The sequence below is a fragment of the Thermoanaerobaculum aquaticum genome (assembly GCF_000687145.1).
In the GTDB taxonomy this organism is placed as follows: domain Bacteria; phylum Acidobacteriota; class Thermoanaerobaculia; order Thermoanaerobaculales; family Thermoanaerobaculaceae; genus Thermoanaerobaculum; species Thermoanaerobaculum aquaticum.
In genome coordinates this window covers 47011-61668 of record NZ_JMFG01000002.1, presented here as the reverse complement: position 1 = coordinate 61668, position 14658 = coordinate 47011, and the positions used below count along the sequence as shown (strand labels likewise).

Annotated in this window: 15 protein-coding genes; 6 read left to right on the top strand and 9 right to left on the bottom strand. The window is 65.1% G+C overall.

The annotated features are described in order from the left end of the window. Positions 1-15: 15 nt before the first annotated feature. From EG19_RS00500 to rpmH, 9 genes are read right to left on the bottom strand one after another with little or no spacing between them, the layout of a single operon-like run. Complete coding sequence (locus EG19_RS00500) at positions 16-456, bottom strand: Fur family transcriptional regulator (RefSeq protein WP_038046244.1); 441 nt, start codon at positions 454-456, stop codon at positions 16-18. Positions 457-499: 43 nt separating this feature from the next. Continuing rightward, a complete protein-coding gene (locus EG19_RS00495) occupies positions 500-862 on the bottom strand; it encodes a bactofilin family protein (protein ID WP_038046241.1) in 363 nt (120 codons plus the stop codon). Next, positions 859-1692, bottom strand: coding sequence for a ParB/RepB/Spo0J family partition protein (locus EG19_RS00490; RefSeq protein ID WP_038046239.1), 834 nt, complete (start codon positions 1690-1692; stop codon positions 859-861). The genes EG19_RS00495 and EG19_RS00490 overlap by 4 nt, the downstream gene beginning before the upstream one ends. Further along, the gene (locus tag EG19_RS00485; protein ID WP_053334700.1) at positions 1670-2491 is read right to left on the bottom strand and encodes a ParA family protein; all 822 of its coding nucleotides are present in this window, start codon (positions 2489-2491) and stop codon (positions 1670-1672) included. Before EG19_RS00485 ends, EG19_RS00490 begins: the two co-directional genes overlap by 23 nt. Further along, on the bottom strand, positions 2479-3072 hold the full coding sequence (locus EG19_RS12125; protein ID WP_053334699.1) for a 16S rRNA (guanine(527)-N(7))-methyltransferase RsmG: 594 nt from the start codon (positions 3070-3072) through the stop codon (positions 2479-2481). Before EG19_RS12125 ends, EG19_RS00485 begins: the two co-directional genes overlap by 13 nt. Further along, positions 3073-4593: a membrane protein insertase YidC gene (yidC, locus tag EG19_RS00475; protein ID WP_038046237.1), complete on the bottom strand. Its 1521-nt coding sequence runs from the start codon at positions 4591-4593 to the stop codon at positions 3073-3075. 3 nt (positions 4594-4596) lie between these two features. Further along, positions 4597-4857 (bottom strand): membrane protein insertion efficiency factor YidD, encoded by a 261-nt coding sequence (gene yidD / locus EG19_RS00470; protein WP_038046236.1) that lies wholly within the window; start codon positions 4855-4857, stop codon positions 4597-4599. After that, a complete protein-coding gene (gene rnpA, locus EG19_RS13950) occupies positions 4815-5165 on the bottom strand; it encodes a ribonuclease P protein component (protein WP_081799794.1) in 351 nt (116 codons plus the stop codon). The genes yidD and rnpA overlap by 43 nt, the downstream gene beginning before the upstream one ends. A 3-nt stretch (positions 5166-5168) precedes the next feature. Next, on the bottom strand, positions 5169-5303 hold the full coding sequence (rpmH, locus tag EG19_RS13005; RefSeq protein WP_081799793.1) for a 50S ribosomal protein L34: 135 nt from the start codon (positions 5301-5303) through the stop codon (positions 5169-5171). 117 nt (positions 5304-5420) lie between these two features. Here rpmH and dnaA point away from each other — a divergent pair, with 117 nt between their 5' ends. The 6 genes from dnaA (at position 5421) to fsa (ending at position 14643) form a co-directional block, all read left to right on the top strand. Then, entirely contained in the window at positions 5421-6704 is a 1284-nt protein-coding gene (gene dnaA / locus EG19_RS00460; RefSeq protein WP_038046234.1) for a chromosomal replication initiator protein DnaA, read from the top strand. Positions 6705-6892: 188 nt separating this feature from the next. After that, positions 6893-8011, top strand: coding sequence for a DNA polymerase III subunit beta (dnaN, locus tag EG19_RS00455; RefSeq protein ID WP_038046232.1), 1119 nt, complete (start codon positions 6893-6895; stop codon positions 8009-8011). Next, positions 7969-9120: a DNA replication/repair protein RecF gene (recF, locus tag EG19_RS00450; RefSeq protein ID WP_081799791.1), complete on the top strand. Its 1152-nt coding sequence runs from the start codon at positions 7969-7971 to the stop codon at positions 9118-9120. Before dnaN ends, recF begins: the two co-directional genes overlap by 43 nt. Then, the gene (gyrB, locus tag EG19_RS00445) at positions 9117-11513 is read left to right on the top strand and encodes a DNA topoisomerase (ATP-hydrolyzing) subunit B (RefSeq protein ID WP_038046226.1); all 2397 of its coding nucleotides are present in this window, start codon (positions 9117-9119) and stop codon (positions 11511-11513) included. Before recF ends, gyrB begins: the two co-directional genes overlap by 4 nt. A gap of 18 nt (positions 11514-11531) precedes the next feature. Then, complete coding sequence (gene gyrA, locus EG19_RS00440) at positions 11532-14009, top strand: DNA gyrase subunit A (RefSeq protein ID WP_038046225.1); 2478 nt, start codon at positions 11532-11534, stop codon at positions 14007-14009. Then, complete coding sequence (gene fsa, locus EG19_RS00435; RefSeq protein ID WP_038046223.1) at positions 13993-14643, top strand: fructose-6-phosphate aldolase; 651 nt, start codon at positions 13993-13995, stop codon at positions 14641-14643. The genes gyrA and fsa overlap by 17 nt, the downstream gene beginning before the upstream one ends. Positions 14644-14658: the final 15 nt, after the last annotated feature.

The window sequence follows — 14658 nt, the reverse complement described above, 5'->3', positions numbered from 1 at the left end:
TATTTCCTTTGGGGGCTATTCGGCTTTGCGGCAATCGGCACAAACCCCGTGGATTTGCAGGGCAAAGTAGCTCGGCCGAAAGCCGTGTTCCTGGCAAACCTGGCGCTGCCGGGCCTCCAGCTCGGGATCGAAGAACTCGATGATCTTGCCGCACTGCACGCACACCATGTGGTCGTGCCGCTGCCCGGGTGTGACCTTCTCGTACACGTAGTGCTCACGACCCAAGCGGGACTTGCGGGCCAGACCGCACTGCACCAGGAGCTCAAGGGTGCGGTAAACGGTGGCGCGGGACGCCTTCTTGCCGCGCTGGCGCACCTGAAAGAGCAGGGTGTCGGCATCCAGGTGGCCGTCGGAGGTGAGCAGCTCCTCCAGGAGCATGAGCCTCTCTTTGGTCACCTTGAAGTTGTTGTCCCGCAGAAACTGCACAAAAAGCTTTTGGGCGCGCTTGATATCCATGACCTCGGCCTCCGTAGCGAGTCTCAAATTCACTAAAGCAAGCCTAGACCTTCTGCTTGGGCGTGTCAAGGGGCAAGCCGTTGGCCATATGCACCATGCCTTCCACCACACCCCCCTCTTCCACCACCAGGGCCGGCGTCCAAATTTCCGCCAGGACCTTGCCGCCCGGATGCACCACCAGCTTTTCCTTCACCTTCACCTTGCCCTTCACGGTCCCGGCCACCGCCAGGCGCCCCACCTCCACCTCGCCCTCCACCAGCCCTCCTTCGCCCACCAAGAGCTCGGCGGCACTGCGCACGCTGCCAATGACGTGGCCGTGCACCCGCAGGAGGTCGGCAAAGTCCACCTCCCCGCGGATGGTGCAACCCTGGTCCAAAAACCCGTTAAGGGTGGCCGGTCGTTTCATGAATCCTCCCCGGCAAGCTTGCGGTACAGGCGGATGAGCTCGGCCTCGCTGGCAAAGGCAATGCGGATCTCACCCCCCCGCCGGCGCCGATGAATGGCCACTTTGGTCCCCAAACTCATGGCCAGACGGTCCTCCGCCGCCAGCGTCTCAGGGTCCTTGCTGGGCTTGGCCTTGCGGGCCGGGGGGCGGAGTCGGCGTTCCAGCTCCCGCACCGACCAGCCCTCAGCCACACAGCGCTGGGCCAGCTCCTCCTGCTTTTGGGGGTCGGAAAGCCCGGCCAGGGTGCGGGCATGGCCAGCGGAGAGCTTTCCCTCATCCACCAGCGCTTGCACCGAAAGGGGAAGGCTCAACAGGCGCAGGGCGTTGGCCACCGTGGAGCGGTCCTTGCCCACCCGCTCGGCAATTTCCTCCTGGGAGAGGCCCAGCTCGGTGCGCAGCTGGAGGTAAGCCCGGGCCTCCTCGATGGGGGTGAGGTCTTCCCGCTGGAGGTTTTCGATAAGCGCCAGGGCCAACCTTTCGCCGTCGGTGTCCGCCTGGTGCACCACCGCCGGCACCTTGGCAAGCCCCGCCAGCTGCGCCGCCCGCCAGCGGCGCTCCCCGGCAATGAGCACGTACCCCCCCTCCGCCGGCGCCACCACCACCGGCTGCAGGAAGCCGTGGGTCTTTAGGGACGCGGCCAGCTCCTGGAGGCTTTCCTGGGAAAACTGCCGGCGGGGCTGAAGGGGGTTGGGGCGGATGGCGCTGACGGGTATTTCCAAAACCCCCCGCCCGCTGCCCCCGCCTTCGGGGAGCAGCGCTGAAAGCCCCTTACCCAGCGCGGCGCGTTTCATGGGCAAGCCTCCGCTCCAAGAGCTCGCGGGCCAGGCTCAGGTACGCCTGGGCGCCGCGGCTCTTGATGTCGTACTCCAGGATCGTGCGGCCAAAGGAGGGGGCCTCGGCCAACCGCACATTGCGCGGAACCACCGTGGAAAACACGTCGTCGGCAAAGAAGCGGCGAACCTCCTCCACCACCTGGTTGGCAAGGCTCAGGCGCTCGTCGTAAAGGGTGAGGACCACGCCCTCGATGGCCAGGTTGGGGTTCCAGGCCGCCCGCACCCTTTCCAGCGTGCGCATGAGCTCGCTCACGCCTTCCAAGGCAAAGTACTCGCACTGAATGGGGATAAGCACCGACTGGGCGGCAGCCAGGGCGTTCACGGTCAAAATCCCCAGGGAAGGGGGACAGTCAATGAGCACCCAGTGGTGGGGCGGCGGGGACGCCTTCAGGGCTTGGGCCAGACACAACGCCCGGTCCTCCTGGGCCAGAAGCTCCACCTCCGCCCCCACCAAATCGGGGCTGGCCGGCAAAAGATCCAGGCCCGGGAAGGAGGAGGGCACCACCGCATCCATGAGCGGCACCAGACCCTCCAGGACGTGATAGGAGGTGGGCGCGTCCTGCCGGCTCCAACCCAAACCGGAGGAGCAGTTGGATTGGGGGTCCAGGTCAATCACCAGCACCTTCTGCTCGAAGGTGGCCAGGGCCGCACCCAGGTTCATGACCGTGGTGGTCTTGCCCACACCACCCTTCTGGTTGGCCACCGCCACAACCCTCTGAAAGCCTTGATCTTCGCCTTGGTGTTTCACGTGAAACATCGCCCCCAAACCACCAACCACCCCCTTTCGGGGTTAGGCAACGGGCAGGTTACCACATCCTCCAGCCCTTCGGGGGGTGTCAGGCAAGCCCTGGGACCCGCCCACCACAAAAACCGCCCGCCGGGTTTCAGGAGTTCCTGCGCCTTCCTTTCCCAAACTTCCCGGGCTAAGGCCCGCACGCTCACGTTTTCCACGCCGGAAAAAGCCCCATCCTCCAACCGACCCCGCCGCACTTCCGCCGCCAACCCCAGCTCCCGCACCGCTTCCTTGAGGAAGGCCCAGCGGCGGCTGCGCGGCTCCAAAAGCACCCCCCGCACGTCCCGCCGGGCCAAAAGCAAGGGGATTGCCGGAAAACCCGCCCCGCTCCCCACGTCCAGAAGCACGCCAGGGACCAACCACGGGGCACCGCTCAACGACTCCAAAACGTGATCCCGCAGCAGGCTTTCCGGGCCCAGCTCGGCAGTCAAATCGCAGGCCTCACCCCAGCGCCCAAGCAATTCCAGGAAAAGCGCCAGCGAGGCCGCCAGCTCTTCAGAAACCCCGGCGGCGACCAAGCGATCGCGCCAGGCGCTCCCATTCACTTACGCCCCGCTTGTTTCCCGGCTCAAGAGCTTGTCGGTGAGCAGCTGTTGGCCGATGGTCAGCACGTTGTTCACCAGCCAGTACAGCACCAGCCCCGCAGGGAAGTTCATGAACATCAAACCAAACACGAAGGGCAGCAGCATGAACATGCGCCGCTGCGCCGGATCGCCCGTTTGCGGGGCCAGCCTCTGCTGGAGAACCATGGACGCCGTCATGAGGATGGGCGTGATGTACGTGGGGTCCTTGGCGGAAAGGTCGCGAATCCAAAAGATGAAAGGCTGGTGCCGCAGCTCAATGGCAAAGGCAAAAAGCGTGTACAGCGCCCAGAGGATGGGGATCTGCACCAAAAGCGGCAAGCAGCCACCCATGGGGTTGACGCCCTCCCGCCGGTACAGCTCCATAATTTCCTGGTTCATGCGCTGGCGAGCGGCCGGGTCCTTCTTTACCCTTTCCTGGTACCGCTCCTGAATGGCCTTGATCTTGGGCTGGAGCTTGGCCATCCCCCGCATGGCCACCGTGCTCTTGTGGGTGAGCGGGAACAGCAGCACCCGAATCAGGGCCGTGAGCACAATGATGCCCACACCCCAGTTGCCCGACCACCCGTAAATCCACCGCAAAACCTCCAGAAACAACAGCGAAAGAAAGCCAAAAAGCCCGAAGGAGAGAGTCTCCTCCAGGCCCCTGCCGAAGCTCTTCAAAAGCTTGTGCTCCTTGGGAGCAGCCACCAGCGTGCCGGCAAACTCCCCGGAGCTCACCACCACCGCTCGCCCCTCGGCGCCTTCGGCGCGACCCCCGGCAGCCTGCTCGGGCAGGAACGCCAAAAGGAAGTAGCGGTCCTCCGCGCCCACGAACGCCACGGCTCCAGTGGCCTCGACCTTTTCCGCCTTGCCCAGCGTCACCCGCTTGAGCTTCCCGCCGCTGGCCACCACGAAATCCGCGCGCCCCAAGCTGTCGGTCTTGCCGCCGCCCGCCCAGGTGGCCAAGGAGCCCACCACCACACCCACGTCCTTCCCGAAACCCAGAGCCTTCCCCTCCACCCGCAGCCGGTACGGGCCCTCCACCCACAGACGCTTTTCCACCAGGTGCCCCTGGCCATCCGCCCACCGCAAGCTCACCCTGTTGCCATCCCGCTCCACCCGGTAAAGCTCGCGGTTCCAGGGGCCGTCTGGTACCAGCGCCAGGGGCGGGATGCCGGCACCCACCAGCTCCTGGGGGTTGCCCTTCTCATCCCGGAAGCCACCCAGTTGCAGGGAAACCACAACCCCACCGCGGTTGCTCACCACCACCCGGAACTCCTCGTCCCCCAAAACCACCTGCTCTTCCCGCTCCCCCACCACGGCTTCCGCCGCTACCGGAAGAGCCGCGGCTTCTGCCGGCACCGTGCCCTCCGCCGCCGCCGTGGGTGTTGGGCCCGGTTGGCTCAGCTCCGGCGGGACCGGCGGCTTGGGGGGAAACAGGGAGTACCAGACCACCACTGCCACCACCGACAAAAGCACCGCTAAAAGCGCTCGACGCTCCATCCCTTACCCCCTCTTTTCCGGGCGGCCGGGCACCGGATCAAAGCCCCCCGGGTGCCACGGGTGGCACCGCCCCAACCGCCGCAAGCCCAACCCCAAGCCCCGCCAAAAACCCCACACTGCCATGGCCTCCGCCATGTACTCCGAACAGGTAGGGGTGAAACGACAGGCGGGCGGCAGGAGCGGCGAAACCCACCGCTTGTACCAGCGCAGCGCCCCAATGCCTAGGCGCGCGGCCCAACCCGGGCGATCCCCTTCTCCAGGCACCGTACGAACTCCGCCACCACCTCTGGCCAGGGCGCCTCCGCCAGCTCCTTTTTCACGTTCACCACCACGTCCAGCGGCAGATCTCCCACCAGCCCCTCGCCCCATTTGGCCACTGCCCGCACCCGGCGCCGGCAGCGGTTGCGAACCACCGCTCCCCCCACCCGCCGGGTGGCGGTGATCCCCAGCCGGGGTCCGGTTTCGCCTTCGCGCCAGCGCACGAACACCACCATCAGCCGTCCGTGAACCTTAACGCCCTCGCGATAGGCTTGGGTGAAATCCCGCCGCCGCTTGATTCCGCGAAATGCCAAAGCCTACGGCGTCAACCGCGCCCGCCCCTTGCGCCTGCGGGCCGCCAAAACCCGCCGCCCCGCCTTGGTGCGCATGCGCGCCCGGAATCCGTGGGTCTTTTTCCGCCGCCGGTTGTTCGGCTGAAACGTCCTCTTCATGGCACACCTCACGCTGGGCTTTTCGCCCTGAGCTTGCGAAGTCTACACGCCCCTTCCAGGCTGGTCAACTGCTGTGTTAGACTACGTGACCCGGTATTTTTTGGGATGGAACACACCATGTCCGACACCAACGCCCTCTGGCAAGCTGCCCTCTCCTACCTCAAGGACAAGGTTCCACCCGAAGAGCTGGAGTCCTGGTTCCTCCCCCTCACGCCTCTCCAGAGCAACGGCCACGAACTCCGTCTGCAAGCCCCTTCTTCCGTGTACACCCGCTACCTGTCGGAGCAGTACCTTCCCCTCCTGGAAGACGCTGTGGCCATGGCTTGCGGAAACCCCCTGCGGGTGGTTATCTCCGCTTCCCCCACCAAGGAAGCTGAAACCCTCCCGGCTTTTACCTTCAACCCCCGGTACACCTTCGACACCTTTGTGGAGGGGCCCTCCAACGCCTTTGCCCGCGCCGCCGCTGTGGCCGTGGCCACCAACCCCGGCAGCGGCTACAACCCGCTCTTCATTTACGCCGGCTCGGGCCTGGGCAAAACCCACCTCCTTCACGCCATCGGCAACCACCTCCGGCAAAACCGCCCCACCCTGCGGGTTTCCTACGTTCCCACGGAAAAGTTCGTCAACGACCTCATCCACTCCATCCGCCTGCAAAAGATGAACGACTTCCGCCAAACCTACCGGCAGGTGGACGTGCTGCTCCTGGACGACTGCCACATCCTGGCGGGAAAGGAGCGCTGCCAGGAGGAGTTCTTCCACACCTTCAACACCCTCCACGAAGCGCAAAAGCAAATCGTGCTCACCTCCGATACCCCACCCCACAACATCTCCGGCCTGGAGGAGCGGCTGCGCACCCGCTTTGCCTGGGGTCTGGTTGCCGACATCCAGCCCCCTGACCTGGAAACCCGTATCGCCATCATCCGCGGCAAAGCCCACGTGGAAGGCTACGACCTCCCCAACGACGTGGTTTCCTTCATTGCCGCCCGCAGCCGCGACAACATCCGCGAGCTGGAGGGCTACCTCCACCGCCTCTTCGTGTTCATGACCCTCACCAACCGCCCCCCCACTTTGGAAACGGTGCGGGAAGCCCTTTACCCCGTCCTCCCCAGCGAGCGCACCTCCACCCCCCAGGAGATCATCCGCTTTGTGGCCCACCATTACGGCATTAAGGTGGCCGACCTCAAAGGCCGGGACAACCGGCGCAGCGTGGCGTTCCCCCGGCAGGTGGCGATGTACCTGCTCCGCGAGGTCCTCAACCTCTCCTACCCGGAAATTGGCCGCCTCTTCGGCAAGCACCACAGCACCGTGCTCTACTCCGTGGAGCAAATTGCCGCCCAACGCCGGAAAAACCCCAACCTGGACGCCACCCTCGCTTCCTTTGTGGAACAGTTTCGCAGCTAGAGCCTTTTCACGTTTCCCTTTTCCCCCAGCCCCCTTTTTTCCTCCACACCCTTTTTCACAGCCCAGCTCCCCGCTAACCCCATCCCGCTCCTGTCCTTTTGCTTTGCGGTACTTTTTTCCGCACCCTCGACGGCTTCTACGAAAACGTGTAAGCTTCCCCTTGGATCGTAGCCGTAGGAGGGCGAACGATGGATGTAACCCTCAACCGCGCGCAGCTTGCCCAGGAGCTCCAGCTCCTGCAGGGCGTCTTAGAACGGCGCACCACCATTCCCATCCTCACCCACGTTTTGCTCACCGCCACCGGGGATCGCCTGGAGGTGGTGGCCACCGACCTGGACCTCACGGTGTTCACCGCCACCCCGGCCAGCGTTCGCCAGGAGGGACGGGTCACCGTGCATGGCCGGGTGTTTTTTGACCTTTTGCGGCAGCTGCCCTCGGATACCCTCCAGCTCACCGTCCAGGAAACTCGCCTCTTGCTGCAAAGCGGCAGCTTCCGTTCGGAGCTGGCCATCCTGGACCCCTCCCAGTACCCCACCCTCCCGGAGCTGCCCCAGGGCCAAGGCTACGCCCTGCCGCTGTCGCTCCTTCACGCCCTCATTGACCGTGCGGCTTTTGCGGTTTCCGCCGAGGAAGGTCACTTCCAGTACAACGCTGCCCTCCTCAACTTGGCCCCTGATGCTGTGGAAATGGTGGGCACCGACGGCCACCGCTTGGCCTTCGTGCGCTTCGCCCACGCCGGCGGCACACCGCCCTTTACCCGCCAGTTGCTGCCCCGCAAGCTCCTGCAGCAGCTGCGCCGCCTGGAAGATGGGCCGGAAAGCCCGGTGTACCTCTCCCTGGGAGAGCGGCACCTGGCCTTCCGCCTGGGTGACCGGGTGCTCATGTCCCGCCTTTTGGAGTCCCGCTTTCCCCAGTACGAAAAGGTGCTCATCCGCACCCACCCCCTCCGCGCCCGCCTTTCCCGCGCGGATTTCATTGCTTCCCTACGGCGGGTGGCGCTTTTGAGCTCCGATCGCAACCACGGGGTGTACCTGGACTTTCAACGGGACGCCCTCACCGTGGCTTCCGCCGGCTTTGAGCTTGGCCAGGCGGCGGAGGAGCTGGCCTGCCAGTACGAAGGCGAGCCCTTGAAGGTCTTCGTGAACGCGTCCTACCTTTTGGATTTTCTGTCCTCCTGCGAGGAGCAGCAGGTGGAAATGCAGCTGGCCCGCGCCGATGCCCCCATCGTCCTGAGCCCGGTGGCGGAGGACGGTAGCCCGGCGGAGTGCCTTTACGTCCTCATGCCCATCAAGTTTGCCGGCGCTTGATTCTCGCCTCCCTCTGGTGTCGAAACTTCCGCAGCTTCCCCGAGCTCTCCTGGGCCCCTCCCCAGGGTTTGGTGGTGCTGGCCGGCCCCAACGGAGCGGGCAAAACCAACCTTCTGGAAGCGGTGGCGGTGCTGGGCAACCTCACCTCCTTTCGCCCCGGCTCCCCCACCAGCTGGGTGCGCCACGGTGAGGCGGGCTTTACCCTCAAAGGGCAGCTCCAGGAAGGCGAAACCTCACTGGTGCTGGAGCAGCATGCCCGCCTGGGGCGTACCCTGCACCGCACCCTGCTGCGCGGGGGCCGCCAGGTGCGGCCGGCGGAGTACCTTTCGCTCTTTCCCGTGGCCACCCTTTCTGCCAGCGACACCGAGTTAATTTTTTCCGGGCCCGAGCACCGCCGGCGTCTGCTGGACCGCCTGGCCTTCCAGCTCAAGCCCCAGGTGCTGGACCTGCTCTTGCGTTACCGCCGGGCCCTGCGCCAGCGCAACGCCGCCTTGGCCCAGCATCAGCTGGCAAGCCTCGACGCCTTCGACCGGGAGCTGGCCCGCCTGGGAGCGCAACTCGTCGAGCTTCGGGTGGCCACCCTGCAGCTTCTGGCGCAGGCTCTGGAGGAGGAGCTTTCCCAGCTGGGATGGCTTGGTGGCAAGCCCGTTTTGCGCTATCATGCGCCTGAAGGCCCGGCGGCCCACGCCGGAGGCGGCGAGCAGTTCCTGCTTTTGCAACTGCGCCGCTTTCGCGGCCAGGAGCTGGCTCGGGGCCATACGCTGGTGGGTCCGCACCGCCACGACGTTTGCATCACCATTTCGGGACGGCCAGCCCGGGAGGTCTTATCGGCGGGCCAAGCCAAGCTCTTGGCCACGAGCCTGCGGTTGGCTTCGGTGGCGGTCACCGCCAGGAAGAGAAAGGTGGCACCCCTGGTGATTTTTGATGACGTGGACGCCGAGCTGGACCGGGAGGCCTTAAGCCGGCTGCTCTTGCGGCTTCCGGCGCTGAGCCCCCAGGTGGTGGTGTCCACCGCCCACCCCGAGGTGGTGCTCCCTTCCTGTCCCGAGGCCGCGGTGGTCCCCATGCGGGGAGGCACCTTGGCGGTTGACGAAAGGAGCCGTTGGTGAGCAACAACAGCTACACCGCTGAGAGCATCAAGGTCTTGCGCGGGCCCGAGGCCGTGCGCAAGCGACCGGGCATGTACATTGGCGATACCGATGACCTCTCCGGCCTCCACCACATGGTTTGGGAAGTGGTGGACAACGCCGTGGACGAGGCGCAAGCTGGCTTTGCCACCCGCATCGTGGTGCGCCTGCACACCGACAACTCGGTCACGGTGGAGGACAACGGTCGCGGCATTCCCGTGGACATCCACAAGGAAACCGGCCGGCCGGCCGCCGAGGTGATCATGTGCGAGCTGCACTCCGGCGGCAAGTTCGACAACAAGTCCTACAGGGTTTCCGGTGGCCTGCACGGGGTGGGTGTTTCGGTGGTGAACTTCCTCTCCGAGTGGCTGCGGCTGGAAATTCGCCGGGACGGGGCGGTTTGGGAGCAGGAGTACCGCCGGGGCGTGCCGGTGACCCCCCTGCAAAAGGTGGGCAAGTCGGCCAAAACCGGCACCACCGTTTCCTTCAAGCCGGACCCGGAGATCTTTTCCATCACCGAGTTTCATGCGGACCTCATGGTGCAGCGCCTGCGGGAGCTGGCCTTCCTCAACCCCGGTCTCGCCATCGTTTTCGTAGACGAGCGCACCGGCGCCGAGCACACCTTCCAGTTCAAAGGGGGGCTTTCGGCGTTCGTGGAGTTCTTAAACCGCGCCAAAAACGTCCTTCACCCCAAGCCCATCCTGCTTTCCGACGTCAACGCCGAAGGGGAAGAGGTGGCCATTGCCCTGCAGTGGCACGATGGCTATACCGAAAACGTGCTGGCCTTCACCAACACCGTGTACAACAGCGATGGGGGCGCCCACCTTTCGGGTTTCCGCGCCGCCTTAACCCGCACCATCAACGCCTACGCCCAGGCTAACAACCTCCTCAAGGGGCTCCCGGAGGGCTTGACCGGCGATGACGTGCGGGAGGGGCTCACCGCAGTGATCTCGGTGAAGATCAAGGACCCCAAGTTTTCATCGCAAACCAAGGACAAGCTGGTTTCTTCCCACGTCAAAGGGTGGGTGGAGTCGGTGGTGAACGCCCGGCTGGGTGAGTACTTCGAGGAAAACCCCAGCGTGGCCCGCCGCATTGTGGCCAAGTGCGTGGATGCCGCCCGCGCCCGGGAAGCGGCCAGGAAAGCCCGGGAGCTCACCCGTCGCAAAACCGCGCTGGAAAACAGCTCCCTTCCCGGCAAGCTGGCCGACTGCCAGGAAAAAGACCCGGCCCACGCCGAGCTTTTCCTGGTGGAGGGCGACTCCGCCGGTGGCTCCGCCAAGCAAGGCCGGGACCGGCGCTTCCAGGCCATCCTGCCGCTGCGGGGCAAGATCCTCAACGTGGAAAAGGCCCGCTTCGACAAGATGCTGGCCAACGAGGAAATCCGCACCATCATCCAGTGCCTGGGCACCGGCATTGGCAAGGAGGACTTTGACCTTGCCAAGCTGCGCTACCACAAGATCATCATCATGACCGATGCCGATGTGGACGGCGCCCACATCCGCACCCTCCTTTTGACCTTCTTTTTCCGCCATTTCCGGCCGCTCATTGAACGGGGCTTCCTCTACATTGCCCAGCCCCCGCTTTACAAGGTTTCGGTGAAAAAGGAGGAACGCTACCTCAAGGACGACGCCGAGCTTTCGGCCTTTCTCCTGGAGCGCCTTTCCACCTCCGCTCGCCTCACCTTGGCCAGCACCGGGCAGGTGCTGGAGGGGAAGGCGCTCAAGGACACCATCCGCAAGCTGGAGGCCTACCTGCAAAACCTGGAGCGCCTGGAAACCCGCGGCTTCCCCCGGGACCTGGTGCTGCTGTTCCTGCGCTTGGGCCTCCGCCACCGCCAGCAGCTGGCCGAGCAAGCAACCCTGGCCAGGCTGCAGGAGGAGCTGGCCGCCCTGGGGTTTGACGAGGTGGAGGTGGAGGAGGACGAGGAGCACCAGGTGCCGCTGCTGCGGGTGATGGTGCGGAAAAACGGCCTTACCCGTCAGGTGGAGCTGGGCTTTCCTTTGCTCCGCACCTACGAGTACGGCCAGCTGGCCAACCTCTTCCAGGAGCTTGCCGCTTTTGACTTGCCGCCCTTTTACCTGGAGCTGGACGGCCATAAGGAAACCCTGGAGTCGGTGGCCTCGCTGGTGGAGCGGGTGTACCAAGCCGCCCGGCAGGGGGTGACCATTCAGCGCTACAAGGGCTTGGGCGAGATGAACCCCGAGCAGCTGTGGGCCACCACCATGAACCCGGAAACCCGCAGGCTGCTGCAGGTGCGGGTGGAGGATGCGGCGGAAGCCGAGGAGCTGTTTACCGTGCTCATGGGGGACGCGGTGGAGCCCCGGCGGGACTTCATCGCCGCCAACGCCCTGGACGTGGTGAACCTGGATGTGTAAGCGAGGACCTAGGCCTTTATGAGCGACTCCCTCTTTTTCCGGGAAGAAAAGATCCCGGTGTCCATCGAGCAGGAGCTCAAGCGCTCCTATTTGGATTACGCCATGAGCGTGATCGTGGGGCGGGCCCTCCCCGACGTGCGGGACGGCTTGAAGCCCGTGCACCGCCGCATCCTTTACGGCATGTGGGAGCAGGGCAACACCGCCGGCAAGCCCTACAAGAAATCCGCCCGCATCGTGGGCGACGTCATGGGTAAGTACCACCCCCACGGCGACGCCGCCATTTACGACGCCCTGGTGCGCATGGCCCAGCCTTTTTCCATGCGCCACGTGCTGGTGGATGGACAGGGCAACTTCGGTTCCGTGGACGGCGACAACCCCGCGGCCATGCGCTACACCGAGGTGCGTCTTTCGCGCCTGGCCGAGGAAATGCTGGGCGAGGACCTGGAAAAGGAAACGGTGGACTGGCAGCCCAACTACGACGGTTCCCTCCAGGAACCCACGGTGCTGCCGGCCCGCTTCCCCAACCTGCTGGTGAACGGTTCCTCGGGCATTGCCGTGGGCATGGCCACCAACATCCCCCCCCACAACCTGGGGGAGGTCATTGACGCCTGCGTGGCGTTGGCCAAAAACCCCGAAGCCACCGTGGATGACCTGCTGCGTTACCTCCCCGGCCCCGATTTCCCCACTGCCGCCATCATCCGCGGCACCGATGGCATCCGCAAGGCGTACGCCACCGGCCAGGGGGCGGTGCAGGTGCAAGCGCGGGCGGTCATCGAGCACCACCCCAAGGGCGGCAAGACCGCCATCGTCATCACCGAGCTGCCGTTCCAGGTGAACAAGGCCAAGCTGGTGGAGCGCATTGCCGAGCTGGTGCAAAGCAAGGAAATTGACGGCATCAGCGACCTGCGGGACGAATCGGACCGCGACGGCATCCGGGTGGTGGTGGAGCTCAAGCGCGATGCGGTGCCGCAGGTGGTGTTGAACCAGCTGTACAAGCTCACCCCCATGCAGAGCTCCTTTGGCATCAACCTCCTGGCCATCGTGGAGGGGCAGCCCAAGGTCCTCACCCTCAAGCAGGCGCTGGAGCACTTCCTGGCCTTCCGCAAAGAGGTGGTGGTGCGCCGCACCCGCTTTGACCTGGCCAAGGCCAAGGAGCGGGCCCACATCTTGGAAGGCCTGGTGATTGCCCTGGATCACCTGGACGAGGTGATTGCCACCATCCGCAAGGCCCCGGATCCGCCCACCGCCAAGCTCCAGCTGTGCCAGCGCTTTGGCCTTTCCGAGCTGCAAGCCCAGGCCATCCTGGATTTGCGCCTGCAGCGGCTTACCGCCCTGGAGCGGGACAAGATCCTGGCCGAGTACCAGGAGGTTCTGGCGCTCATCGAGCGCCTCACCGCCATCCTGGGCTCGGAGCAACTGGTATTGGAAATCGTCATCGAGGAGCTTTTGGACATCAAGAAGCGCTTTGCCGAGCCCCGGCGCACGGAAATCCTCCCCGATGCCAGCGAGCTGCGGCTGGAAGACCTCATCGTGGAGGAAGACGTGGTGGTGACGGTGACCCGGGCCGGTTACATCAAGCGCTCGCCGGTTTCCGCCTACCGCGCCCAGCGGCGGGGCGGCCGCGGGCGACGGGGGGCCCTGGCCAAAGACGAGGACCCGGTGGAGCACCTGTTTGTGGCCTCCACCCACGACGTGCTGTTGGTCTTCACCTCCCGGGGCAAGGTGCACGCTCTCAAGGTGCACGAAATTCCCGATGCTTCCCCCGCTTCCCGGGGCAAAGCCATCGTCAACCTGCTGCCCATCCCCCAGGATGAGCGGGTGGCGGCGCTGGTGGCGGTGAAGTCCTTCACCGAGGACCGCTTCTTGCTCTTTGCCACCCGCGCCGGCAAGGTGAAGAAAACCGAGCTTTCCGCCTTTGCCAACATCCGCTCCGGCGGCATTGCCGCCATTGCCCTGGAGGAAGGGGACGACCTTCTGGCGGTGCGCCTCACCGATGGGCAAAGCCACGTGTTCTTGGGGACCCACCGCGGCATGGCCATTCGCTTCCACGAGCGGGAGGTGCGGCCCATGGGGCGGGTGGCTGCGGGCGTGCGGGGTATTGCCCTGCGGGATGGGGATTTCGTGGAGGAAATGGCCACCTTCCCCGAAAACGAAGGCGGGGACATCCTGGTGGTTTCCGAAAAAGGCTTTGGCAAGCGCACGCCGGTGGAGGAGTTCCGCCTGCAGGGGCGGGGTGGCACCGGCATCATCCTCATGCACCTCACCGAGCGCACGGGGGCGGTGGCTGGCATCCGCCACGTGCACGAGGACGACGATGTGCTGCTGGTCACCGCCCAGGGTATGCTCATCCGCACCCGCTCTGCGGAAATCCGGCGCACCGGCCGGGCGGCGCAAGGGGTGCGCCTGATTAACGTCAACGGTGACGATCGGGTGGTGGCAGTGGCCAAGCTGGCCGAGCGGGAGGAAAACGGAGGGGACGATGAAGCTGTTCATTGATACGGCCAACGTGAAGGAAATTGCCGAGGCGCTTTCCTGGGGCATCGTGGACGGCGTCACCACCAACCCCAGCCTGGTGGCCAAGGAGGGCCGCTCCTACCGGGAGATCCTGGAGGACATCTGCCGCCTCACCACCGGGCCGGTGTCCGCCGAGGTGATTGCCACCGACGCAGCCGGCATGGAGCGGGAAGGGCGGGAGCTCGCCGGCATTGCTGAAAACATCGTGGTGAAGCTGCCGCTCACCCCCGACGGCCTGAAGGTCTGCGCCCGCTTTGCCGAAGAGGGCATTGCCACCAACGTCACCCTCTGCTTTTCCCCCGCCCAGGCGCTGTTGGCGGCCAAAGCGGGAGCGACCTACGTAAGCCCGTTTGTGGGGCGGCTGGATGACGTGGGGCACGATGGTATGCAGGTGGTGCGGGACATTGTGGAGATTTACCAGAACTACGAGTTCCCCACGCAAGTGCTGGTGGCTTCGGTACGCCACGTGCAGCACGTGGTGGAAGCGGCGCTTTTGGGGGCCGATGTGGCTACGGTACCCTTCAAGGTGCTGCAGCAGCTCTACCACCACCCGCTCACCGATGCTGGCCTGGCCCGTTTCCTTTCCGATTACCATGGGGCGCAAAAGCTGCAATGAGCGCTTTGACAGCAC